This is a genomic window from Methylosinus sp. LW3 (genome assembly GCF_000527115.1).
Classification (GTDB): Bacteria; Pseudomonadota; Alphaproteobacteria; order Rhizobiales; family Beijerinckiaceae; genus Methylosinus.
In genome coordinates this window covers 3,176,495-3,198,641 of record NZ_AZUO01000001.1, presented here as the reverse complement: position 1 = coordinate 3,198,641, position 22,147 = coordinate 3,176,495, and the positions used below count along the sequence as shown (strand labels likewise).

At 66.8% G+C, this 22,147-nt stretch carries 20 protein-coding genes; 5 read left to right on the top strand and 15 right to left on the bottom strand.

Features of this window, described 5'->3' with window-relative positions:
* Entirely contained in the window at window positions 1-1,677 is a 1,677-nt protein-coding gene (locus METLW3_RS0115960) for a sulfite exporter TauE/SafE family protein (protein WP_024880865.1), read from the bottom strand.
* 286 nt (window positions 1,678-1,963) lie between these two features.
* Here METLW3_RS0115960 and ftsH point away from each other — a divergent pair, with 286 nt between their 5' ends.
* On the top strand, window positions 1,964-3,889 hold the full coding sequence (gene ftsH, locus METLW3_RS0115950; protein ID WP_024880864.1) for an ATP-dependent zinc metalloprotease FtsH: 1,926 nt from the start codon (window positions 1,964-1,966) through the stop codon (window positions 3,887-3,889).
* A 78-nt stretch (window positions 3,890-3,967) separates the two neighbouring features.
* Here ftsH and METLW3_RS0115945 read toward each other — a convergent pair whose 3' ends face one another.
* The 11 genes from METLW3_RS0115945 to egtB form a co-directional block, all read right to left on the bottom strand.
* A complete protein-coding gene (locus tag METLW3_RS0115945) occupies window positions 3,968-4,660 on the bottom strand; it encodes a hypothetical protein (protein ID WP_024880863.1) in 693 nt (230 codons plus the stop codon).
* Window positions 4,657-6,891, bottom strand: coding sequence for an adenylate/guanylate cyclase domain-containing protein (locus tag METLW3_RS0115940; RefSeq protein ID WP_024880862.1), 2,235 nt, complete (start codon window positions 6,889-6,891; stop codon window positions 4,657-4,659). Before METLW3_RS0115940 ends, METLW3_RS0115945 begins: the two co-directional genes overlap by 4 nt.
* Before the next feature lie 39 nt (window positions 6,892-6,930).
* On the bottom strand, window positions 6,931-7,791 hold the full coding sequence (locus tag METLW3_RS26970; RefSeq protein ID WP_051465448.1) for a FecR family protein: 861 nt from the start codon (window positions 7,789-7,791) through the stop codon (window positions 6,931-6,933).
* A 22-nt stretch (window positions 7,792-7,813) separates the two neighbouring features.
* Window positions 7,814-9,145: a tetratricopeptide repeat protein gene (locus METLW3_RS28850; RefSeq protein ID WP_198022776.1), complete on the bottom strand. Its 1,332-nt coding sequence runs from the start codon at window positions 9,143-9,145 to the stop codon at window positions 7,814-7,816.
* 77 nt (window positions 9,146-9,222) lie between these two features.
* Complete coding sequence (locus METLW3_RS28845; RefSeq protein ID WP_024880859.1) at window positions 9,223-9,690, bottom strand: hypothetical protein; 468 nt, start codon at window positions 9,688-9,690, stop codon at window positions 9,223-9,225.
* 100 nt (window positions 9,691-9,790) lie between these two features.
* Window positions 9,791-10,483: a Crp/Fnr family transcriptional regulator gene (locus METLW3_RS0115920; protein WP_051465447.1), complete on the bottom strand. Its 693-nt coding sequence runs from the start codon at window positions 10,481-10,483 to the stop codon at window positions 9,791-9,793.
* Window positions 10,484-10,552: 69 nt separating this feature from the next.
* Window positions 10,553-12,349 (bottom strand): alpha/beta fold hydrolase, encoded by a 1,797-nt coding sequence (locus METLW3_RS0115915; RefSeq protein ID WP_024880857.1) that lies wholly within the window; start codon window positions 12,347-12,349, stop codon window positions 10,553-10,555.
* A 165-nt stretch (window positions 12,350-12,514) separates the two neighbouring features.
* Window positions 12,515-12,820 (bottom strand): type II toxin-antitoxin system RelE/ParE family toxin, encoded by a 306-nt coding sequence (locus tag METLW3_RS0115910; protein WP_024880856.1) that lies wholly within the window; start codon window positions 12,818-12,820, stop codon window positions 12,515-12,517.
* A gap of 5 nt (window positions 12,821-12,825) precedes the next feature.
* Window positions 12,826-13,095: a type II toxin-antitoxin system ParD family antitoxin gene (locus METLW3_RS0115905; RefSeq protein WP_024880855.1), complete on the bottom strand. Its 270-nt coding sequence runs from the start codon at window positions 13,093-13,095 to the stop codon at window positions 12,826-12,828.
* Between the two features lie 57 nt (window positions 13,096-13,152).
* Window positions 13,153-14,115 (bottom strand): L-histidine N(alpha)-methyltransferase, encoded by a 963-nt coding sequence (egtD, locus tag METLW3_RS0115900; RefSeq protein WP_024880854.1) that lies wholly within the window; start codon window positions 14,113-14,115, stop codon window positions 13,153-13,155.
* On the bottom strand, window positions 14,112-15,443 hold the full coding sequence (gene egtB, locus METLW3_RS0115895) for an ergothioneine biosynthesis protein EgtB (protein ID WP_084484850.1): 1,332 nt from the start codon (window positions 15,441-15,443) through the stop codon (window positions 14,112-14,114). Before egtB ends, egtD begins: the two co-directional genes overlap by 4 nt.
* Window positions 15,444-15,658: 215 nt before the next feature.
* Between egtB and METLW3_RS0115890 the strand changes: the two genes are divergently transcribed.
* A complete protein-coding gene (locus tag METLW3_RS0115890) occupies window positions 15,659-15,949 on the top strand; it encodes a phosphopantetheine-binding protein (protein ID WP_051465446.1) in 291 nt (96 codons plus the stop codon).
* Here METLW3_RS0115890 and METLW3_RS0115885 read toward each other — a convergent pair whose 3' ends face one another.
* Window positions 15,950-16,720 (bottom strand): L,D-transpeptidase, encoded by a 771-nt coding sequence (locus METLW3_RS0115885; RefSeq protein WP_024880851.1) that lies wholly within the window; start codon window positions 16,718-16,720, stop codon window positions 15,950-15,952.
* A 189-nt stretch (window positions 16,721-16,909) separates the two neighbouring features.
* A complete protein-coding gene (maiA, locus tag METLW3_RS0115880) occupies window positions 16,910-17,542 on the bottom strand; it encodes a maleylacetoacetate isomerase (RefSeq protein ID WP_024880850.1) in 633 nt (210 codons plus the stop codon).
* 50 nt (window positions 17,543-17,592) lie between these two features.
* Between maiA and hppD the strand changes: the two genes are divergently transcribed.
* The 3 genes from hppD (at window position 17,593) to METLW3_RS0115865 (ending at window position 21,205) form a co-directional block, all read left to right on the top strand.
* Window positions 17,593-18,693, top strand: a complete 1,101-nt coding sequence (gene hppD, locus METLW3_RS0115875) for a 4-hydroxyphenylpyruvate dioxygenase (protein WP_051465445.1) — start codon at window positions 17,593-17,595, stop codon at window positions 18,691-18,693.
* A 187-nt stretch (window positions 18,694-18,880) separates the two neighbouring features.
* Entirely contained in the window at window positions 18,881-20,179 is a 1,299-nt protein-coding gene (gene hmgA, locus METLW3_RS0115870; protein WP_024880848.1) for a homogentisate 1,2-dioxygenase, read from the top strand.
* A gap of 9 nt (window positions 20,180-20,188) precedes the next feature.
* The gene (locus METLW3_RS0115865; RefSeq protein WP_024880847.1) at window positions 20,189-21,205 is read left to right on the top strand and encodes a fumarylacetoacetate hydrolase family protein; all 1,017 of its coding nucleotides are present in this window, start codon (window positions 20,189-20,191) and stop codon (window positions 21,203-21,205) included.
* 518 nt (window positions 21,206-21,723) lie between these two features.
* On the opposite strand, the gene METLW3_RS25735 is transcribed toward METLW3_RS0115865, so the two are convergent.
* Window positions 21,724-22,110, bottom strand: a complete 387-nt coding sequence (locus tag METLW3_RS25735) for a hypothetical protein (protein ID WP_026599231.1) — start codon at window positions 22,108-22,110, stop codon at window positions 21,724-21,726.
* Between the last annotated feature and the right edge of the window lie 37 nt (window positions 22,111-22,147).

Below are 22,147 nucleotides of genomic sequence, written 5' to 3'. Positions count from 1 at the left end.
TCACCGTCCTGGAGCGTGGATCGTCTCGCCCGGCTTCAGCCGTCGCGGATCGAGCCTCGGATTGGCGGCGAGAATCTCCTTCCAGCGCGCGCCGTCGCCATAGAGCTTCACGGCGATGCCGCGCAGCGTGTCGCCGGCGGCGATGCGATAGACGTCGTCATGCGCCCGATAGACGTCATGCGCCATTGAGCGCGCGCTCGGCCTCTCATCCGCAGGCTTTTGTAGCGGCGTCGTCGTCGCGGCGATGGCCGGGGCGGGCGCGTCCTGCACGTCGAACTCGCCGCGCAGCATGCCCATCCAGCAGCTCCAGTGAATGACGCCGGCCTCGCGCGGCGTGAACTCGATCGTCTGCGCGCCGGGCTTCACGTCGAATTCGAGGGCGAGGCTCGGAACGACGATGCGCTTGTTGCAATTGGTGATCTCCTTGCCGTCGATCACCCAATGCACGGGGACGCCCGCAATGAGCGCGAAGCGATTGGGCGAGAAGCCCGTGGCGACGACATCCATCTCGATCGTCTGATAGGCGGCGCGCGGATGCTGCACCGAAGCTTGCGGCTCCGCCGCGGCGGGCGCGCTCGGCGGGGCTGCGGGCGCAGGCGAGGGTGAAAGGATCGGGCGTTCCTCCGCGCCGCGCAATGTTCCGATCATGGATTGCAAATCATAGCCCCAGCCGGTGAGGATCATGCCACGATTGATCATCACCGCGCCGAGCGCCACGACGATCGCGCCGGAGGCCATCAGCAGGCGATGCGTCAGCGAGGCGGAGACCAGCGTCGACAGCGCGCCGAAGCTCAGCATGACGGGCAGCGTGCCGAGCCCGAAGGCGAGCAGCATTTTCGCGCCCTCGAGCGCGCTGCCGGTTCCCGCCGCCATCACATACATCGCCTGCAGAGGCCCGCAGGCGATCATCAGCCCGTTGAAGAGGCCGATGACGAAGGGCCGATGCGAGCCCGACGCGCGCCGATCGACATAGCGCTGAAGGGGCGCGGGCAGGGCGAAGCGAAAGCGCCGCAGCGGCTCGAACAGGCCGAGCATGTTGAGGCCGAAGACGATCAGAAACGCGCCGGCCATGACGCCGGCGACGCCGCGCAGCATGGGCGTGAAGGCGATGAAGGCGCCGACGAGGCCGAACAAGGCGCCGATCGCCGTGTAGGAGATCGTCTTGCCCGCGCCATAGAGCAGATGCGAGCGATAGGATGGACGCCCGAGCCGCGCGTCATCCGCCGTATAGCTCAGCACGAAGCCGCCGCACATTCCGATGCAATGAAAGCCGGTGAGCAGGCCGAGCAGGAAAATCAGCTCGAGGCTCATATGGCGGCCAATATCGGGCGCGCCGGCCTCGCCGATCCAATGCGTGTCGATGAAGATCAGCAGAGCGACGCCCGCGAGGCCGAGGAGGACGCCGAGAATCTTGGCGAGGCGGCCGCCGCCGGGCTCCTCCGTCGAGACGGCGCGATAGCCCTGGCGCTCGACCGTGGCGCGGATCGCCTCTGGCGTGACGGCGGCGGGGTCATAGGCCACGCTCACGCGCTCGGTCGGATAATCGGCTTTCACGCTCATAATGCCGGGGAGCTCGACGACGGCGCGCTCTATGGCGCGCTCGCAGCCGTGGCAATGCATCCCGCGCGCGCGGAAGCCGAGCGTCGCAGAGCCGACGCTCGTGAGCCGGTCGTCCATTCGCCGCTCTCCTTTACAGATCATATCTGTTCGAGCGCAGGCTCGGGAAAAGGCGTCCGCGACGCCGCGGCGCTGCGACCTTTTGTCTCGGCCGCGCGGCGGAGCGCGGCTGCGGCGAAGATGACGCTCGGATCAGCGGCCCGGCTCATGATTTCTCGTCATGGCTCATGACTGCATTTAATTTGGCGACTTGGGAATGCTGTCGTAAGGTCATAAAAGCGACACGCGCCGTCGACGCGGGAAATGTGTCTCCCGCGGCCGGCTGACGGTCCGTCGGAGGTCGTCGATGAAAGTGAATTACAAGCCCTTCATGATATTCGCGATAGTCGCGCTGCTCGCTGTCGCTTTGGCCATGCTGTTCGATCAGCGCAACCAGCGCACGGCCGGACGCGACATCAACTTCAGCGAATTGCTGGCGCAGATCGATCTCGGCCGCGTCCATGATGTGACCATCGCCGGCAGCGAGATCAGCGGGCATTTCGCGGATAATCGCTCCTTCACCACTTACGCGCCCAATGATCCGTCGCTGGTGCAGCGGCTGACCGCGAAGAATGTCGCCATCAGCGCGCGTCCAGCGAGCGACGGCGGCAGCTGGTGGATGACCTTGTTCTTGAATGCGCTGCCGCTCATCGCCTTCCTCGGCGTGTGGATTTTTCTCGCCCGCCAGATGCAGGGCGGCGCCGGCGGCCGCGCGCTCGGCTTCGGCAAGTCCAAGGCGAAGCTGCTGACGGAAACGCAAGGCCGCGTCACCTTCGAGGATGTCGCCGGCGTCGACGAGGCCAAGGAAGACCTTCAGGAGATCGTCGAGTTTCTGCGCGATCCGCAGAAATTCCAGCGCCTCGGCGGACGCATTCCGCGCGGCGTGCTGCTCGTCGGACCACCCGGCACGGGTAAGACGCTGCTCGCCCGCGCCATCGCCGGCGAGGCCAATGTGCCCTTCTTCACCATCTCGGGCTCGGACTTCGTCGAAATGTTCGTCGGCGTCGGCGCTTCCCGCGTGCGCGACATGTTCGAGCAGGCCAAGAAAAATGCGCCCTGCATCATCTTCGTCGATGAGATCGACGCGGTTGGTCGTCACCGCGGCGCCGGCCTCGGCGGCGGCAATGACGAGCGCGAGCAGACGCTCAATCAGCTGCTCGTCGAGATGGACGGTTTTGAAGCCAATGAGGGCATCATCCTCATCGCCGCGACCAACCGCCCCGACGTGCTCGATCCGGCCTTGATGCGTCCGGGCCGCTTCGATCGTCAGATCAATGTGCCGAACCCCGACTTCATCGGCCGCGAGAAGATCCTCAAGGTTCACGCCCGCAAGGTGCCGCTGGCGCCGGATGTGGATCTGAAGGTCGTCGCGCGCGGCACGCCGGGCTTCTCGGGCGCCGATCTGATGAACCTCGTCAATGAGGCGGCGCTGCTGGCTGCAAGACGCAGCAAGCGCATCGTCACGCGACAGGAGTTCGAGGACTCGCGCGACAAGATCATGATGGGCGCCGAGCGTCGCACTCTGGTGATGACGGAGGAGGAGAAGCGCCTCACCGCCTTCCACGAGGGCGGCCATGCGCTGGTGCAGCTCAACATGCCGGGCTCTATCCCGATCCATAAGGCGACGATCATCCCGCGCGGCCGCGCGCTGGGCATGGTGCAGGGCCTGCCGGAGCGCGACCAGATCTCGCAGAGCTATGAGCAGCTCATCGCCATGCTCGCATTGGCGATGGGCGGGCGCGTGGCGGAAGAGCTGGTGTTCGGCCACGACAAGGTGACGTCGGGCGCGGCGAGCGACATTCAGCAATGCACGCGCATCGCGCGGGCGATGGTGACGCAGCTCGGATTCTCCGACAAGCTCGGCACAGTGGCCTATGCCGAGCCGCAGCAGGAGCAGTTCCTCGGCTATTCGATGGGCCGCACGCAGACGCTCTCCGAGGCGACGCAGCAGACGATCGACTCGGAGGTGCGGCGTCTGGTGCAGGAAGGCTATGACGACGCCAAGCGCATCCTCACCGAGAAGCGCGCCGACCTCGACGTGCTGGCCAATGGCCTGCTGGAGTTCGAGACGCTGACCGGCGAGGAGCTGATCGGCCTGCTGCAAGGCAGGATACCGGTGCGCGAGGATGTGCCGCCGGCCGCGCCGCCCGCGCGTCCTTCGCCCGTGCCGACGGCCGGCGCGCGCCCCTCGCCGGAGCCGGACGCCGATGGGCTGGAGCCGCATCCGGTCTGATCGGATTTCCTCGAAAGCAAAAAAGCCCGGCGCGAGCCGGGCTTTCTTTTTTCGCGCCTCTCGATGGGGCTTTTTGCGTCAGCGTCCCGCGGCGCGCAGCCCGGCGATGCAGCGCGCGAGATTGACGCGCGCGGTCGCGTCCCATGCCGCGCGCGTCTCCGCGCGGCGAAACACCGGCCTGTCGCCCTGCGCCAGCCCCTCCAGCATCTTCGCTTGATTGGCGGCGAATTCGGCCTCCTCGACGCCGATGGATTCCGAGCGAATCTTCTGCGTGTTGGCGGCGAAGATTTCCCAAGGCGCGGCGAGCGGGCTGAGATCGAGATCGACGAAGAGATCGAGATCGCCGGAGAAGCCGGCGTAATGCTCCGTCGTCGCGCGCGCGCGCGCGTGATCGGAGGTCGCCATCACCAGATCTTCGACGGCCTGCGCCTCGCCGCCCGTGAGAACCGTGTGGCGGCGGAAGGCCGAGACGCTGTCGCGCACATTCTGCCGGTCGAGCCGCGTCTTTCCATCCGGGTCGCGCGCCAGATGCACGGCGTCGTGCCAGAAGATGGCGGCGGCGATGAGATCGGGCCGCGTGGCGAGCGAATCGAAACGCTCGAGCCCTGTCAGCAGCTCGTCTATATGCGCCCAGCTGTGATAGGCGCGATGCGGCTGGCGATAGGCTTCGTCGAGCGCCTGATAGGCGCCCGGCTCATGCGCCTCCGCGATTTGCCGCCAATAGCGCAGCCTGCGCGTCTCATCCGCGTTTTCCACTGTCGCGCCCGTCATTTGCTGTCCATCTTCCAAAAGGGCGCGCCTCCAGTCCTCGCCGGCGGAGCCGCCTCGAGAGCCGCGAGCCGCTGTTCCATAGCCATATAGCAACCACTCCAATGCGGTTCGACCGACGCCTTCAAATCCGCCGCCGCGACGCGGGCGCGGGCGAAGTCCCATTCGGCATGATAGCGCATCATCGTCACATGATCGTCACGCCACGCCACGAAGGCTTCGCTCGCCGCAAAGTTCTCGTCGCCGGCGAGCGCGTAGATGCGCGTCGGCGTCGAGCGTCCGACGACTTGCGCCGCGCCGAGATCGAGCCAGGCGAAATCAGCGGCGGCGTCACGCAAATCGCCGGAAACGAGAATATCCACGCGAAACCATTTACACAGTCCTTCGAGCCGCGATGTGAGGTTCACCACGTCGCCGAGGATCGAATAGTCGAAGCGTCGCGTCGAGCCCATATTGCCGACGCTGCACGGCCCCAGATTGAGTCCTATGCCCATCGCCGCCTTCCGATAGGCGCGTCCTTCGCGCCCGGCCTCGGCCGCGCGCTCGCCGTTGAAGCGCGTCATCGCCGCGCGCATCTCGAGCGCGGCGCGAATGGCCTTGCGCGGATGATCGGCGATATCGAGCGGCGCGTTCCAGAACGCCATGATGGCGTCGCCGATATATTTGTCGACCGTGCCTTCGCGATCGAGAATGGCGTCGGTCATCGGCGTCAGATAGGCGTTCATGAAATGTGTGAGCTCTTGCGCGCTCAGTCCCTCGGAGATGGTCGAAAAATCGCGCAGATCGGAGAACAGCACGGTGAGCTCGCGCGTCTCGCCGCCGAGCACCAGCCGCTCGGGATGCTCGACGAGGCCTTCGACGACGGCGGGCGCGATGAATTTGCCGAAGGCCATATGCACATGGCGCCGCGCGGCTTGATCCTGGCGCCATAGCGCCACAGCGCCGACGCCATAGGCGAGCGCGACCGAGAGGCTGGAGAAGGCGGCATCGATGAGCAGGCCGTAGCGATCGAAAGCAAGGAAAGACGCTGCGAAGAGCGCGCCGATCAAGCCGGTCGCGGCGAGCGCCGAAATCAAAGGCGCGACCAGCGGCAGCAGCGCAGCGATGAGGATGAAAGCGGCGCCGGCGACGACGAGCTCGAGGCCATTGGCCCAATCGGGCCGCGACAGCAGCGCGCCCGAGAGCAGCGATTCGAGAATCTGCGCATGAATTTCGACGCCGGGAATGGTCGGCTGCAACGGCGTCGCGCGAATATCGCCGAGGCCGACGGCGGTGGTGCCGATGAAGAGGATGCGCCCGTCGATCTCGTCGCGCGGGGCGCGATCCTCGAGAATGGCGGCCGCCGAGACGAGACGCCGAGGCGCCTCGGCGCCATAGCGCGGGCGAATGTCCGCTGCGGCGCCGACGGCGATCTCGAAGGCGCCGACCTTGACCGCATTGACGCCGGTCTGCTTTCCGAAGGCCGTCTCGCCGCTGGCGTTGGAGGAGCGGACGATGATCGTCGAGGCGCCCTGGGCGACGCGCAGCGCCTCTAGAGCGAGGGAGGGCGTGACGCCGCCGCCGGGTCCTATGGCGAGCAGCGGAATGCGGCGCACGACGCCGTCGCGATCGGGCGCCCAATTGGTCGCGCCGAGGCCGCGCGCCGCCGCCGCCAGCTCCGCGATCGGCGCGACGGCGGCGGGGAATTCGGCGAGGAAGGCGGAAGGATCGTCGCCGGCGATGGCGACGCCCGCCTTTTGCGGCGGCGCTCGCTTTTGCCCGGCGCCGGAGAGGGTGAGGCCGAGCGCCGCCGGCGCGGCGGCGATGGATCGCGCGAAAATCTGGTCATTGGGAATGGCGTCGGCGGCGATGGCGGCGATCTGCGTCTTGGCGGGACCGTCCGGCAGGCGTTGCGCATAATGATCGAGGCTCGTCTGATCCGTCTCGGCGAAGACGATATCGAAGGCGACGGCCGCCGCGCCCGCTTCGGCGAGCTTATCGACGAGCGCGGCGAGCCGCGTGCGCGGCCACGGCCATTGGCCGAAGGCGGCGAGGCTCTCCTCGTCCACCGCGATCACGCGCACGGGAAGGCCGGGATCATAAGGGCGCGGAGCGAGGCGCTGAAACGAGTCGAAGACGAAATTGCGCAGATCGTCCAGCGCCGGCGGCTGCAGCCGGCCGATCGCAACGATGCCGAGCGCCGCTGCGGCCGTCGCGAGGAGATAGGCCGGCCTGCGTCGCCGCGACCGTTTCAATCGCGCCTCCCTTCTCGGAACGAGTCTTCGTCAGATCGCTTATAGAACCGGGCCGCCGGGATCGGGCGGGGCGTAATAATAGTAGTCCTCGCTCGGCTCGGTCGGCGGCAGGGGCTGATGATGGACGCTCGCCTTGCTGCGCGCCAGCGCCTGCCCCGTCCAGAACGGGCTCAGAGTCTCGAGCCCCGGCTGCTGATCGATGGCGGCGAGGCCGAGCGGCGGGCGGGCGTCGTCCAATCCGAGCTCGGCCTCCTGCGCCGATGGCGCGCGCTTCGCCCCGGCGTGCTGGCCGGGGCCGCTCGCCAGCCGGGCGGTCAGCCGGCGGATCGTCTCGATGCCGAAGAGGGCGGGCTCGCCCAGCTCGCCCTCGGCGGAGACGCACAGGCCGACGCCTGGGCGCGACAGACTGCGGGCCGCGCCTCGCGCGGCGATGGTCAGCACGCCGTACTGATTGATGACGAGCGCGCCGCAGCCCGGCTCGTCGAGCGCGATCAGCGCCGCGCCGCCGCGCACGCCGATCGTCGCCGAAGGGATGCGCAGCTCGGCGCCGCCGCCATGGCTGACGCCGCCGCCGACGAAGCGCAGCGCGCCCTTGGCCATGGACACGGCCTGCTCGCCGCCGCCGCCCGAATAGACGAAACGGTCGATCGTCACCTGGCTGCTACGGCCGATCGACAAAGTGGAGGAATCGCGAAAGACGATTTGCGCGCCGCCTTCGGCGCCGGTCTCGACGCGCTCGCGATCGACGATATCGGCGCCCAGCGTCAGCGGTCGGGCCGGCGCTCCGGGAGGCGCGCTCTTCGCGCTCTGATTGACCGCGCCGACATTGCCGACCGCCTCGGCCAGGGCGCCGGAGGCGGTCGCCGCGAGCAGAGCCGCTATAGCGATTCTCTGCGCCATTCTGGACATCGGGCCTCCTCCTTCAGAATCGCGCCACCGGGCCGAACCATACGGAAAGATTATCCGTGCGGAAATTCGGCAGGTTGGACTCGTTGCGGGCGTATTCGAAAGCGGCCGAGAGGCCGATCTCGCGCGTGACCGGCGCCTCCACCAGCACGCCCGCCGCCCAGCCGACATCGCGGCGCGGCCGCCAGGGATCGACCATCGGATCGACGGCGCCGAAGGCGAGCTGGAAAATGCGGCCATAGGGCGCGATCGACCATTTGAGGCCGAGCGCGGCGAAAGGCGGATCGAAATCGATCCGCGCCAGCGCCTGCGCGTCGATCTCGTCGAAGGATTGCGAGCGCAGATCGGCGCTGTGGCGCGTGAAGGCGGCGCGCGTCTCCAGCCGCAGCGCGTCGGAATGACGCCAGATCGTCCCGATCGAGGCGGTGATGGCGCTGCCGGTGGAGATGGCGCTCAGCGAGGCGAAGGGGCCGCCGATGGAGACGCCGAGATAGCGATATTCGACGCCGGGCTCGAGGGTGAGCGCCGCGCCGGCGAGTGGCAGCCGCGCGACGACGCCGGCGCCGCCGGAATTGAGGAAATTGCCGCCGCCGACATAAGAGGTGAGGCCGGTGACATAGGGCTTGACGCTGGCGCCGGGGAGAAAATTCTCCTCGAGCGCGAAGCGCGGCCCGGCGGAGAGGCCAAAGACCCCGACATTATAGCTCGCCAGATGGAATTGCTGCGTGGCGTAGCCCTTGAAGCGTGTCTCCAGCTGCGCCGAGCGCGCGGCGTCGAGATCCGTGTCATTGGCGATGTCGACGCGCTCGAATGCGTTGAAATCGGCGCGGCGCGGCGCAGGCGACAGCACACCGACGCCGCTGACCATGAACAGCCCATCGGTCGGAAAGAAAGAGGCGTTGGACTGCGAGCGCAGCCCCGTCTGCAGCCGCGCCGACCAGCGGCTCGATTCGGTCTGCCGCTCGACATCCGGCAGCACGCCCTCGATCTGCGCCTTTTGCGCGGGATCGAGATCGGGCGCCTCGAGCGCGGCGCGCAAATGCAGCGCGGCGGTCTGATAGGCGCCGAGGCGGGCGTAGAGCAGGCCCAGCTCCTTGCGCGCTCGCGCCAGCGACGGATCGAAGGCGAGGAGGCGCTCCAGCGCGCCAATGGCCGCCTCATGGTCGCCGAGATCGCGCGAGATCAGCGCGTAACGATAGGTCGCGGCATAGTCGGTCGGATGCCGCCGCAAATGGTCGGACAGGCGCGTCTGTTCCGCGCGCTCTTCTGGCTCCGCCGCCGCCGGCCCTGCGACGATGGCCCCGCACAGCAGGACGGCCGTCAAAGTCGTCTGTCGAAACAAATCCACCACGGCCCCGCCCCTCGCGAAATTCGTCGGCGCCGGCAATGGCGCGGAAAGAAAAAGAAATTTCGCCGAAGGCGCGGTCAAGCTGACTCGAATCGCAGCCGGGCGCAAGCCACGCCTCGGCGCGCCACGGAATAACCTCTCGGTTGTCGCTGGCCGCCCTGCGCGAGACCGGATCGGGAGAGACGCGACGAGCTGGACGCGGGACGCATCGCCGCGAGCCTCTCGATGACGCCGAGGGCCGCGTCGAGCGCCATCGCGTCCGGCGGCGTCGCCCGGAAGCGCGGAGCGCCGCGCGGAACCGCGAGGAAGCGCCGGAGCACCAGCAGCAATTCCGCGGCGAGCCGGGTCGCGCCGATGTCGAGCGCCCTGCGCATGTCGGAAACGATGAGATCACGGACGAAATCCGCGCCGCGATCGCAGAGCATCAGATAGCTCTCATAGAGTGACTGATGAAAAGGCGAGGGCGTCGCGCCGTCGATCATCTCATGGGGGCCGAGCCCGCAGAGCGCGGCGCATCGGGAAAGCGGAATGAGGGCGAAGGACATTGCGGGCTCGTCTAGCGGGTCGAATGCTCGCATGGGGCGAGCCTCGCCACACTAAGCGGCGCGCCGCCGTGCCTCTGTGCGAGAGCGCACAGAGGCGGGTTCAGCCGGCCTGCTCGAGGCAGGCGGTCAGACGCTGCTCCAGCGTCGAGGGGCGCAGCAGCACCAGCCCGCCGCGAATCTTCTCGGCGAGGCCCTCGTGGATCATCGCCTGCACCTCGCGATTGACCTGCTCGCGCCGGCAGCCGATGCGGGCGGCGAGATCGTGCTGCAACGGCGGCGGCGAGATGATCGACTGGCCCTCATGGCCCTTGCGCGGCAGAGCGAGACGCAGCAGCTCGGCATAGAGCCGGTGGCGCAGATCGAGCACGGAGCGCTCGAACAGACGCGAGTTGAGATCGCGAATGCGCTTCGTCAGCAGGCGCAGCACCTTCTCGCAGACCGCCGGCTGGCTGAACAGCACGGTTTTGAACACACTCGACGGCATGATGCACAGCTCGGATTTTGTCAGAGCCGAGACATTGGCCGAGCGCTCCGCGCCGTCGATCGCCGCCATCTCCCCGAAAATCTGGCCGGGATGGAGGTCGCAGAGAATGACCTCCTTGCCCGCCGGCGTGCGGATGAGCACGCGCAGATCGCCGGAGACGATGAAATAGACGTCGGTCGAGCGGTCGTCGTAATCGACGACGAGCTCGCGCTCATCGACGCGCCGCCAAATGCATTTGCGGGCGATCCGCTCCGCCTCGGCGGGGTCGAGCCCCTCGAAATAAGCAATGCGTAACAAAGAATTCGACACGGTATCGCCCCGCCCAGAGCCACAATCGCACTTTGACGAGTATTTCGCCGCGCGTCGAGGGGAAAGCGCTCACTGTTCGTGGACATAGTTTCCAGGCGCGGCGCAGAGCGGCGCGAAACCCTGCATCGCCGCTCCCATGGGCGGCGGCGAAACGCGCCCCGCCGAGCCGCGCGCGGCGAGCCATTCCGCCCAGAGCGGCCACCAGGAGCCTTCCTCCCGCCGCGCCGCGGCCAGCCATTTGTCGGCGGAGACATAGTGGCCGCCCGCCGGGCGCAGGCCGACATGATAGGAGCGGCCGCGACGGCCGGGCTCCGAGACCACTCCGGCGTTATGGCCGCCGGTGGTGAGCGCGAAGGTCAGCTCATTGTCGGTGAAGAGATGGACCTTATACACGGAGCGCCAGGGCGCGATATGGTCGGTTTCCGTGCCGATGACGAACATTGGCGCGGAAATATCCTTCAGCGCCACCACCTCGCCCTCCACGGCGTAGCGGCCGGCGGTGAGGCGGTTCTCGAGGAACAGGCCGCGCAAATATTGCGAATGCATGCGATAGGGCATTCGCGTCTGATCGGCGCTCCAGGCCATCAGATCATTGGGCTTCTGCCGCTCGCCGAGCAGATATTCGCGCACCGCCTTGGCCCAGACCAGCTCATTGGAGCGCAGCGCAGCGAAGGCGCCCGCCATCTGCCGCGTGTCGAGCACGCCCTGGTCCCACATCATGTCTTCCAAAAACGCCACTTGCGCCGCATCGACGAACAGCATCAGCTCGCCGGGCTCGCTGAAATCGGTCTGCGCGGCGAGCAGAGTGAGGCTGGCGAGACGCTCGTCGTGATCGCGCGCCATCGCCGCCGCGGCGATGGAGAGCAGCGTGCCGCCGAGGCAATAGCCGCAGCCGTGGACCTTGCGGCCGGGCAGCACGGCGTCGATCGCATTCAGCGCGGCGAGCACGCCGGAGACGCGATAATCGTCGAAGGAGAGATCGCGATCTTCCGGCGTCGGATTGCGCCAGGAGATCATGAAGACGGTAAAGCCCTGCGAGACGAGATAACGCGCCAGCGAATTCTGCGGCCGCAGATCGAGCACGTAATATTTCATGATCCAGGCCGGGACGATCAATATCGGCTCGGCGTGGACGGTCTCGGTCGAGGGGCCGTATTGGATGAGCTCGATCAGCTCATTGCGGAAGATCACCTCGCCCGGCGTCGCCGCCACATCGATTCCGACGCGAAAGCCATTGCCGCCATTGGGCGTGTTCAGAAGCGCGCGTGTATAGTCCTCGATGAAATTTTCCGCGCCGCGCAGGAGATTGGCGCCGCCTTCCTTCATCGTGCGGTCGATGACCGTGGGATTGAGCCAGAAGGCGTTGGAGGGCGAGAACAGCGCCAGCCATTGCTGCGCCATGAAGGCGACGCGCGCGGCGTCATTGGGCGTCATGCCGCGCGCCTCGCGCGTCGCCTGCCGCCACCAATGCTCGCTCGCGAGAAAACCCTGCTTCCAAAAGGCGAAAGGCGGCGCGTCCCAGGCGGGATCGTCGAAACGCTTGTCGAAAGGCGCGGGCGCGAAGGGCGCCGCGACGGTCTCGCCGCGCGCCGCATGAGCGACGAAGTGCGCGTATCTGGCGGCGTCCTGCATGGCGGCGAGCGATAATTCGATCTGCCGTCCTGGCGCGCGTGTCAGATGCGTTGCCCAATCGAGCCAGGCCGACATTTGCGCCAGCGGCGAGACGCCATGCGTGATGCGCGCCGTGAAGGCGCGGGCGGCGCGATCCAGCGTGTCGAAGGAGGGGATTTCGCCGCTACGGTCGATCTCCCGCGGCGTCGCTTCTGCGAGCGGCGGCGAAATGACGGTGGGGGAGACGATGTTCATCCGCGGTCGCTCCTGTGGAGGTGAGGGCTTATGTCGCCTATTTCATGAAATGCTAATGACCGCGCGCGGCGTCCCGCAGAGACCGTGGAAATTTATACCGCGAGTCGGGGATGCGCCATGCGCGATCTGCCGCGCTTAGGGAAACGGCGTCGAAGCCGCATTCTGTCATTGCTCGCGGGCAAATCTCGTCTCTATGTCGCGTCCCCGATAGAAACCGCCTTCGATCGAGACGACGTCCCGATCTATGATGAATGCGATGGTGACGCGGCGTTCGAAGCCGATCGTCCGCAAGCCGGGCAAGAGATCGTCACGCCTTCGCCCTCGCTCGGGGAAGGTGGAGAATCCCTGGCAATAGGCGACGATTCGCAGGATGAAGGCGTCGGCGACGCTTTCGCCCGCCCGGTCAGAAATCCAGGCGTGCAGACGATCGACCTCGCGCTCCGCCGCGGGCGTGAAGACGACCTTCGTCACGCGAGCTATCGCCCCGCTGCGCGCCGCGCCTTTATCCGTGCGAGCAATTCTTCGGCCGGAACGGCCCTGGAGGGGTCGGCGAGATATTCCGCATGGCCGGGGACGACGACATCGCGTAGCCATGTCTCGAGCGAAGCATCACGGTCCAGCAGAGCCTGCACGCCCTCGCTCATCAATGCGCTCGCCGAATCGTATTCGCCGCGGCGCAGCTTTTCTTCCACGACCTCGGCCATGTCGGGCGGCAAGGTGACGCTGAATTGCTGCTTGGCGGCCATGGTGGATTCTCCGAAGCTCGGAGCTTAGCAGAGCCGCGCGGCCGCGGCTATCTCCCCCTACGGCGCCCGCAGCTCATGCACGCTGAACAGCGCCTCCGCATCCGTCCATACGCGGCCGGGCGCCCAGCCGGCGTCGCTCGCCGTGACGCGAAACTCGTCCACGCCATATTTGTAGCAATCTTCCGTATGGATCGCCTCGCCGCGCGAGAAGGCGAAGTCGCGGCCGCCGATCTTCGCCGTCTGGCGGCGGCGGCTGACGAGGCGCATCTCTATGCGGCCGGCGCGCGCGTCATAGATCGCCTGATGGCCGAAGCCCGAGAGATCGAAGCCGCCGCCGAGCTCGCGATTTATGCGCGCGAGGAGATTGAGATTGAAGGCCGCCGTCACGCCATGCGCGTCATTATAGGCGGCGATGAGCCGCGACGGGTCCTTCTTCAGATCGACGCCGACGATGAGCCGGCCGCCCGGCCCGAGCAATACGCGCATGGCCAGCAGCAATGCGCGCGCTTCGTCCGGCGTGAAATTGCCGATCGTCGAGCCGGGGAAGAAGCCGATGCGGCGTCGATCGGCGAGCGCGGCGGGGAGCGGCGCCGGCCGCGAGAAATCGGCGACGATGGGGCAGACGCGCAAATGCGGGAAACGTGCGGAAAGACGTGCGCGCGCTTTCTCCAGCGCGCTGGCGCAGACGTCGATCGGCGCATAGACCGCGAGGCGCGGCGCGCTCTCGAGCAGAATTTCGGTCTTGCGGCTGGAGCCGGAGCCGAACTCGACCAGCGCTGCGTCCTCTCCGGCGCCGTCGAGCATCTCCTCGCCATGCGTGGCGAGTATGTCCGTCTCGACGCGCGTCGGATAATAATCCGGCAGACGCGTGATCTCGTCGAATAATTCGCTGCCCACCGCATCGTAGAAATAGAGGCAGGAAAGGCGCTTCTCGGCCCGTGAGAGACCGTCGAGCACATCTGCGGCGAAGCCGTGGCCCTTCGGCGCGGCTGGCTCCGCGCGATCGATATCATTGGTCATCGGCCGACATCCCTGGCGAGGCGCAGGCCGGCGAAGAGCCAGCGTTGGCGCGCATAGAGGAAGTTGCGATAGCTCGCGCGAATATGGCTCTGCGGCGTCGCGCAGCAGCCGCCACGCAGCACATGCTGGTCGCACATGAATTTGGCGTTGTATTCGCCTATGGCGCCGGCCGGCCGGCGATAGGCGGGGTAGGGGAGATAGGCGCTGCACGTCCACTCCCACACGTCGCCGAAGAGCTGGCGCGCATGGCCCTGGAATGTCTCCGCCGGCGGCAGCGGACGTAGCGCACCGTCCTCGAGCAGATTGCCGGTGACCGCCTCCTGCTGCGCCACCGCCTCCCATTCGAATTCGGTGGGCAGGCGTGCGCCGGCCCAGCGGGCGAAAGCGTCTGCCTCATAGAAGCTCACATGGACGACAGGGGCGGCGGGCTCCAGCGGCCGCAATCCTTCCAGCGTCATGGCGAGCCAGAGGCCGCCGCGCCGCTCCCAATAGGCCGGCGCCTCCCAGCCCTCGCGCTGGATGGTCTCCCAGCCGTCGAAGAGCCAGAAGGCGGGATCGCCATAGCCGCCGTCCTCGATGAACTCCAGCCATTCGGCGTTGGTCACCGGCCGATCGGCGATCTCGAAAGGATGAATCAGCGCGTCATGGCGCGGCGCCTCATTGTCGAAGGCGAAATCCGTGTTGGCGTCGCTTCCGATGCGCACGATTCCGCCCGCGTAGCCGATCCAGCGCAGCGGCTCCGGCGCGCTGCAAAGGGCGCGCGGCGGCGCGGCGCGATAGGCCGGCCGCAGCGGATTGGCGGCGAAGAGCGCGAGAATATCGCTGAGGATCAGCTCCTGATGCTGCTGCTCATGCTGCAGGCCGAGCTCCAGCAGCCTCGCCGCCTCGCTCTGCGGCGCGAGGCCGGAGTCGAAGAGCCGCTCCAGCGCCTCCTCGACATGGCGGCGATAGGCCATGACGCGCTCGATCGAAGGCTGGCTCAGCAGGCCGCGTCGCGGCCGCGGCTGCCTGGCTCCGGCTCCCTCGTAATAGGAGTTGAAGCAATAGCCGAAGGCGGGATCGAAGAGGCGATAGCCGGGCAGAAAGCGCGCCAGCACGAAAGTCTCGAAGAACCAGCTCGTATGGGCGAGATGCCATTTTGTGGGGCTCGCCTCCTCGATCGCCTGCGCCGCCATATCCTCGGGGCCGAGCGGCTCGGCGAGCGCCAGAGTGCGCGCGCGCGTCGCCGCGAGCCGGGCGCGGCAAGTCTCGACGGGAGACGTCTCGAGGGGAGGGTCGCCATGTGGAGGCGAAGCCAAATCCGGTCGCGCCATCGGCCGCGTCGCCATCGGCTCTCATCCTGGGGCAAAGGTCGCGCCTTTTTCGGCGCCGTCGAACAGCCGGCCATATAGGCCGCGCCGGTGCGTCGGCAATCGGCGACAGCCTCGCTCGCGGCAAGGCTCGCGGCAAGGCTCGTGCGCAGGCGCACAGCCGCTCTGGATGGCGCGTCCTATGCTTCTCTCACGCTCGACGAGACGAGAGCGCGAAGCGAGGGGACGGGGCCGTGAAGACCGAAATCAAGAACAGCGAAACGTCGATCGAGATCATCCGCCGCGCCATGGACGCCAAGGGCAGTCTGCCGGTCGCCGCGGCGAGCCTTTCCGCCGAGGCCGATCTCTACGCCGCCGGGCTCTCGCCCTTCTGCGCCATTCAGGTGATGCTGTGGCTCGAGGCCACGCTCGATGTGGAGTTTCCCAAGTCCATGCTGCAGCGTCGCAGCATGGCGACCATGGGGACGATCGCCGCGCTCATCGGCGATCTGCTCCAGGCCGAGGCGCGCCCGCGGGCGGCGTGATCATCGCACCACGACGCGGGCGCCTTTGGCGACGCGCTTATAGAGATCGATCACATCCGCATTGAGCATGCGGATGCAGCCGGAAGACACCGCGCGTCCGATGCTCTCCGGCTCATTGGTTCCGTGAATGCGGAACAAAGTGTCCTTCTGCCCCTGGAACAGATACAGCGCCCGCGCGCCGAGCGGATTTTTCAGCCCGCCGTCCATATGCTCGGGCAGATCGGGGCGGCGCTCCAGCATTTCCGGCGGCGGCGTCCAGCCCGGCCAGAAGGCTTTGCGGCCGATCTTCGCCTCGCCCTTCCAGGCGAAGCCCGTACGGCCGACGCCGATCGCATATTCCACCGCCTTGCCGTCCTCGAGCGAGAGATAGAGACGCCGTGCGCGCGTGTCGATCGTCAGCGTGCCGGGGTCCTCTGCGGTGGGGTCGCCTATGAAACGGCGCCGCGTCTGCCGCATGTCGACGTCGTCGTCATAGTCGATCGGCGTCGAGTAATTCGGGTCGGCGTCGGGCGGCAGGGCGGCGAGGCGGTCCCGGTCGCGATCGTCACGCTCGCGATTTTCCCTGCCGCGCGCTCGCGGAGCTTCGCGGCGCTCCTCGTCGAACGGCCAATTGGCGCGCGCGCGCTGGCGGCGCGGCTGCGCCTCGGCGTCGGGATCGGCCGCCGCGCCGTTCTGGGTCGACTCCGGCCAGAAATAATATTGCGCGGTCGCAGAGCCCGCATTGGCGAGCAGAGCGGCGACGCCGAGGACGAGACGCAGACGAAGCGACATGACGTGTATCCGATCGATTCCGACGGTCTTTGTCGACGACGAAAAAGGCGAAAAGCGGAACGGCGCCGCCAGCGACGGCGCATCCTCGCCACTAAGCCATATGGAGCGGCGGCGCGGGCGTGACAGGCTCGGCCGACTCGTCGTCGATCATCGCAGAGCCGGCGGCGAAAAGCCAAGGTCTCGTCGGATTTATTCGGCGTCCGCCTGTCGCGACGGCTCCGCTGCGGCGAAGGCGGGATGGGCGAGGCAATGCGCCTCTATGGCGAGAAGCTTCGGCAGCGTATCGAGCGGCGTCGAGAAGCGCCGCGCGGCGAAGAGCTGCGGGATGAGGCAGACATCGGCGAGCGTCGGCTGCGCGCCGAAGCAGAAGGGACCGGGCTGGACGAGCCGCTCCACCGCATCGAGCCCGCCCTGCAGGACCCAATGATGGATCCAGGCGTCGACGCCGGAATCGTCCTGCCCGAGCCGCTCGCGCAAATAGTCCAGCACGCGGCGATTGTTGAGCGGATGAATGTCGCAGGCGATGGCGAGAGCGACTCCGCGCACCTTGGCCGCGAGCAGCGGGTCTTTTGGCGTCAGCAGCGGCTGCGGCGCGAGCGTGTCGAGATAATCGATGATCGCCAATGATTGGGTGACGATGGTCCCGTCGTCGAGCTCGAGCGCCGGCGCGAGGCCTTGCGGATTCTTCGCGAGATAATCCGCTCGGCGCTGCTCGCCGCGTGCGAGATGCACGGGGATGCGCTCGACGTCCAAGCCTTTCAGCTCGATCGCGATGCGCACGCGATAGGCGGCCGAGGAACGGAAGTAGTCATAGAGCTTCATCGCCGTCGCCTCCGCCGCCGCCCGCTCTGGATTCGCTGGCCGCGCGCAATATGTTGAAGGAGAGCGTCATTCGCAAGGAGGCCGCAATGTCGCCTTCGCCGGAAAATCCGATGGGGACGGATGGTTTCGAATTCGTCGAGTTCGCCCATCCTGAGCCGGCGAAGCTCGCGGCTCTGCTCGAGCAAATGGGCTTCGTCGCCGTCGCGCGTCATCGCTCCAAGCATGTGACGCTCTATCGTCAGGGCGATGTGAATTATGTGCTCAACGCCGAGCCGGACAGTTTCGCTGCGGATTTCGCGCGCGCGCACGGGCCTTGCGCCTGCGCCATGGGCTTTCGCGTGGCGGATGCGCGCGTCGCCTATGAGCGCGCGCTCGCCTTGGGCGCGAGCGCGGCGGAGACCAAGATCGGGCCGATGGAATTGAAGATCCCGGCGCTCATCGGCGTCGGCGGCGCATTGATCTATCTCGTCGATCGCTATGGCGAGCGCGGCTCGATCTTCGACGTCGATTTTCGCTGGACTGGGGCGCGCGATCCGCATCCAGAAGGAGTCGGCCTCACGGTCGTCGACCACCTCACCCATAATGTCTATCGCGGCCATATGGACGAATGGGCCGGCTGGTACGAGCGCTTCTTCTCCTTTCGGCAGATTCGCTATTTCGACATAGAGGGAAAACTCACCGGCCTGCATTCGCGCGCCATGACCAGTCCTTGCGGGAAGATACGAATTCCGATCAACGAGAGCGTCGACGACAAGAGTCAGATCGAGGAATATCTCGTCGCTTATAGGGGAGAGGGCATTCAGCATGTCGCCTGCGCTTGCGACGACATTTATCGCACGGTGACGGCGCTGCGGGCGCGCGGGCTGCAATTCATGCCGGCGCCGCCGGAGTCTTATTACGCGCGCGTCGAGGAGCGGCTTCCCGGCCATGGCGAGCGGCTGGACCGATTGCGCGAGCTGGGAATTCTCATCGACGGCGAGGGGCGCAAGCTGCTGCTGCAGATTTTCTCGAAGACGGTGATCGGGCCGATCTTCTTCGAGTTCATCGAGCGCAAGGGCGACGAGGGATTCGGCGAGGGCAATTTCCGCGCTTTGTTCCAGTCGATCGAGGACGATCAGGTGAAGCGCGGCGTGCTGCGCGCGGGAGGGTGAGGGGTGGATGCGTGTCGTTCGTGCGACGCCCCCTCCCTCACCCTCCCCCGCTTTGCGGGAGAGGGAAGGCGGCCGGCGTTACGCGAGTTTCGATGAAGCGCGGCGTCTGCTCCCTCTCCCGCAAAGCGGGGGAGGGCCGGGGAGGGGGTGACGCAGCAAAGACTCGCCGTCATTCGGAGATTGAGCCATGACTCTCCGCTACATGTCCGGCTTCGGCAATGAGTTCGCCAGCGAGGCGCTTCCCGGCGCTCTGCCTGTCGGGCAGAACTCGCCGCAGCATTGCCCCTATAAGCTCTATGCAGAGCAATTGTCGGGCTCGCCCTTCACCGCGCCGCGCGGCGCCAATACGCGCAGCTGGCTCTATCGCATTCGCCCTTCCGTGCGGCATGTCGGGCGTTTCGAGCGGCTCGAGCTTCCCTTCTGGAAAAGCGCGCCTTTGCGCGAGGAGCATGATCTTCCGCTCGGCCGCTATCGCTGGGGGCCGCCGCCCATGCCCGATGGCGCGCTCACTTTTCTCGCTGGCGTGCGCATGATGACGACGGCCGGCGACGCCGATGCGCAGAGCGGCATGGCGGCGGGGCTCTATTTCGTCACGCGCTCGATGACGGACGATTATTTCTACGACGCCGACGGCGAATTGCTGCTGCTGCCGCAGGAAGGCGCGTTGCGTCTCGTCACCGAATTCGGCGTGATGGAAATCGCGCCCGGCGAAATCGGCGTCGTGCCGCGCGGCGTGAAATTCAAAGCGGAGCTGGTCGCCGGGCCGGCGCGCGGCTATCTGTGCGAAAATTACGGCGCGCCTTTCACTCTACCGAATCGCGGGCCGATCGGCGCCAATTGCCTCGCCAACGCCCGCGATCTCGAGACGCCCGTCGCCGCTTTCGAGGACGTCGAGCGGCCGTGCCGGCTCACGGTGAAATGGGGCGGCAAATTCTTTATCTGCGGGCTCGATCATTCGCCGCTCGACGTCGTCGCCTGGCACGGCAATTACGCGCCCTACAAATATGATCTTCGGCGCTTTGCGCCGGTCGGCGCGCTGCTCTTCGACCATCCCGATCCGTCGATCTTCTGCGTGCTGACGGCGCCCTCGGAGCGGGAGGGAACGGCCAATATCGATTTTCTGATTTTCCCCGAGCGTTGGCTCGTCGCCGAGCATACGTTTCGTCCGCCCTGGTTCCATATCAATGTGATGAGCGAATTCATGGGGCTGATCTATGGGCGCTATGACGCCAAGCAGGAGGGGTTCTCGCCCGGCGGCGTCTCTCTGCACAACAGCATGCTGCCGCATGGGCCGGATGCGCAGAGCTTCGCGCAGGCGAGCGCGGAGGCGCTGGCCCCGCAAAAGCTCGAGGGGACGCTCGCCTTCATGCTGGAGACGCGGCTGCCGCAGCATGTGACGCGCTACGCCGCGACGCTCGCGACATTGCAGAAAGACTATGCCGATTGCTGGGCGGGGCTCGCGCGCCGCTTCGACGGGACGCCGTGAGGACAAGCGATGAAGCTCGCATCTTTGAAAGCCGGACGCGATGGCAGGCTCGTCGTCGTCTCGCGGGATTTGACGTGCGCCACAGAGGCGACGGAGGTCGCGTCCACTCTGCAGGCGGCGCTGGATGATTGGCCGCGCATCGCGCCGCAGCTCGCCGAGATCGCCGCGCGGCTGGAGGCGGGGCTGCTCCCCTCCTTTCGCTTTCGCGAGCATGAGTGCGCTTCGCCGCTGCCGCGCGCCTATCAATGGGCCGACGGCTCGGCCTATGTGAATCACGTCGCTCTGGTGCGAAAGGCGCGCGGCGTGGAGATGCCGCCCTCCTTTTGGAGCGATCCGCTGATCTATCAGGGCGGCTCGGACGGGTTTCTCGGCCCGCGCGATCCCATCCCTTTTCTCGACGAGAAATTCGGCCTCGATCTCGAGGCGGAGGTCGCCGTCGTCACCGACGATGTTCCGCTCGGCCTCGGCGCCGAGGCGGCGCGCGCCCACATCGCGCTCGTCATGCTGGCCAATGATGTGACCTTGCGCGGCCTCACCGCCAGCGAGCTGGCCAAGGGCTTCGGCTTTTTTCAATCCAAGCCCGCCTCGGCCTTTTCCCCCGTCGCCGTGACGCCGGACGAGCTCGGCGCCGCATGGGATGGCGCGACGCTCTCCGCGCCGCTGCTCTCCTTCATCAATGGCGCGCCGCTCGGCCGGCCCGACGCCGGCGTCGACATGACTTTTGATTTCGGCCGCCTCATCGCCCATGCGGCGCGCACGCGCGCGCTGTGCGCCGGCGCCATCATCGGCTCCGGCACTGTGTCGAATCGCGCCGCCGATGGCGGGCCGGGCCGGCCGATCGCCGATGGCGGGGTGGGCTATTCCTGCCTCGCCGAGCAGCGCGTCGTCGAGAGCCTGCTCGGCGGCGCGGCGCGCACGCGATTTTTGCTGCCGGGCGACCGCATCCGCATCGAGATGCGCGATTCCGCCGGCCATTCGATCTTTGGCGCGATCGAGCAGGAGGTGGTCGCAGCGAGCGAGATTTAGGAGTGAGGGGACAATATCTTTTTCACCGTGAGGCCGCCCAAGGGCGGCGCTCCCTCCGGGGGGAGAAGGGAGCGCCGCGCAGTGGCGGCCGACGAGAGGAGCGAGGCGGCATGGACCGGAGTGGTCCGCTCGGCGCTCGCTCGAGAGGCGCAGCTGATCGGAGGGAGGTCCGATCTTCGCCTTTCAAGTCGGTCGACAGATTCCGCGAGCCTCGCCGGCCCTGAACCGCTTTTCCGTCGCCATGGCCCGCCTCGCATCGGGGGGAGATTCCGCGCCTCGGGGAAAGGCGCGTCGAGGATGAGACATGGGTGACGCAATTGCGGGGTCCGCCATCTGAGACGGCGAGCGCTCGCGGAAGTCCGCTCGAATCGTCACGACTCTCGGGAGAAGAGCGCGACAATTCGTGTTTCTTGTTCCTGTGGCCTACGTGACGCCCGCGCGTTCAGACGCGAGAGAAACGAGGAACGAATCTTAGGAGACAAGCCGGACGCATAGCGTCCGGGAGGGCCGCATCGACATCAGACGAAGGCAGGCGGCGCTCGCGAGCGGAGATTGTCCGGGCTCTCATCGAGGTCCCGACCGAGGCGAGAGGCAAAATCGAAGCGTGTGGAAATCTCGAAACGATAAACGATATGCGTGATGGTCGCCGGCAGAGTCGGCGGCGCGCTGGAGACGCATGCGTCGCAGCAGACGACGAAGGGCGTCTCGGGCGCGCCATGGGCCTTTTGGAAGTCCTGGCAGAAAGCGGCGCGATCCTCGAAAATGCTGACGCCTGCTCCACCATGGCCGCGATGCGACGCGAAGCCCAGCGCGCCGACGATGATCGTCAGCGTATAGAGCCCCAGCGCCAGTCGCTGGAAAAAGGTCGAGCGTAATCTATCGGCCATGGTGAAAGAGACTTGCATTCATCGTTGTAAGAGTCAAGGAGAGCGCGAGCGGCGC

Bases quoted from the DNA above. Each gene is read 5' to 3' on its own strand.
- METLW3_RS0115905 (WP_024880855.1), bottom strand. From the start codon at position 13,095: ATGGCCGCCAAGCAGCAATTCAGCGTCACCTTGCCGCCCGACATGGCC.
- METLW3_RS0115960 (WP_024880865.1), bottom strand. From the start codon at position 1,677: ATGGACGACCGGCTCACGAGCGTCGGCTCTGCGACGCTCGGCTTCCGC.
- METLW3_RS25735 (WP_026599231.1), bottom strand. From the start codon at position 22,110: ATGCAAGTCTCTTTCACCATGGCCGATAGATTACGCTCGACCTTTTTC.
- maiA (WP_024880850.1), bottom strand. From the start codon at position 17,542: ATGAAGCTCTATGACTACTTCCGTTCCTCGGCCGCCTATCGCGTGCGC.
- hmgA (WP_024880848.1), top strand. From the start codon at position 18,881: ATGACTCTCCGCTACATGTCCGGCTTCGGCAATGAGTTCGCCAGCGAG.
- METLW3_RS0115885 (WP_024880851.1), bottom strand. From the start codon at position 16,720: ATGTCGCTTCGTCTGCGTCTCGTCCTCGGCGTCGCCGCTCTGCTCGCC.
- egtD (WP_024880854.1), bottom strand. From the start codon at position 14,115: ATGACCAATGATATCGATCGCGCGGAGCCAGCCGCGCCGAAGGGCCAC.
- METLW3_RS0115945 (WP_024880863.1), bottom strand. From the start codon at position 4,660: ATGACGGGCGCGACAGTGGAAAACGCGGATGAGACGCGCAGGCTGCGC.
- hppD (WP_051465445.1), top strand. From the start codon at position 17,593: ATGTTGAAGGAGAGCGTCATTCGCAAGGAGGCCGCAATGTCGCCTTCG.
- egtB (WP_084484850.1), bottom strand. From the start codon at position 15,443: ATGGCGACGCGGCCGATGGCGCGACCGGATTTGGCTTCGCCTCCACAT.
- METLW3_RS28845 (WP_024880859.1), bottom strand. From the start codon at position 9,690: ATGTCCTTCGCCCTCATTCCGCTTTCCCGATGCGCCGCGCTCTGCGGG.
- METLW3_RS0115915 (WP_024880857.1), bottom strand. From the start codon at position 12,349: ATGAACATCGTCTCCCCCACCGTCATTTCGCCGCCGCTCGCAGAAGCG.
- ftsH (WP_024880864.1), top strand. From the start codon at position 1,964: ATGAAAGTGAATTACAAGCCCTTCATGATATTCGCGATAGTCGCGCTG.
- METLW3_RS0115865 (WP_024880847.1), top strand. From the start codon at position 20,189: ATGAAGCTCGCATCTTTGAAAGCCGGACGCGATGGCAGGCTCGTCGTC.
- METLW3_RS26970 (WP_051465448.1), bottom strand. From the start codon at position 7,791: ATGGCGCAGAGAATCGCTATAGCGGCTCTGCTCGCGGCGACCGCCTCC.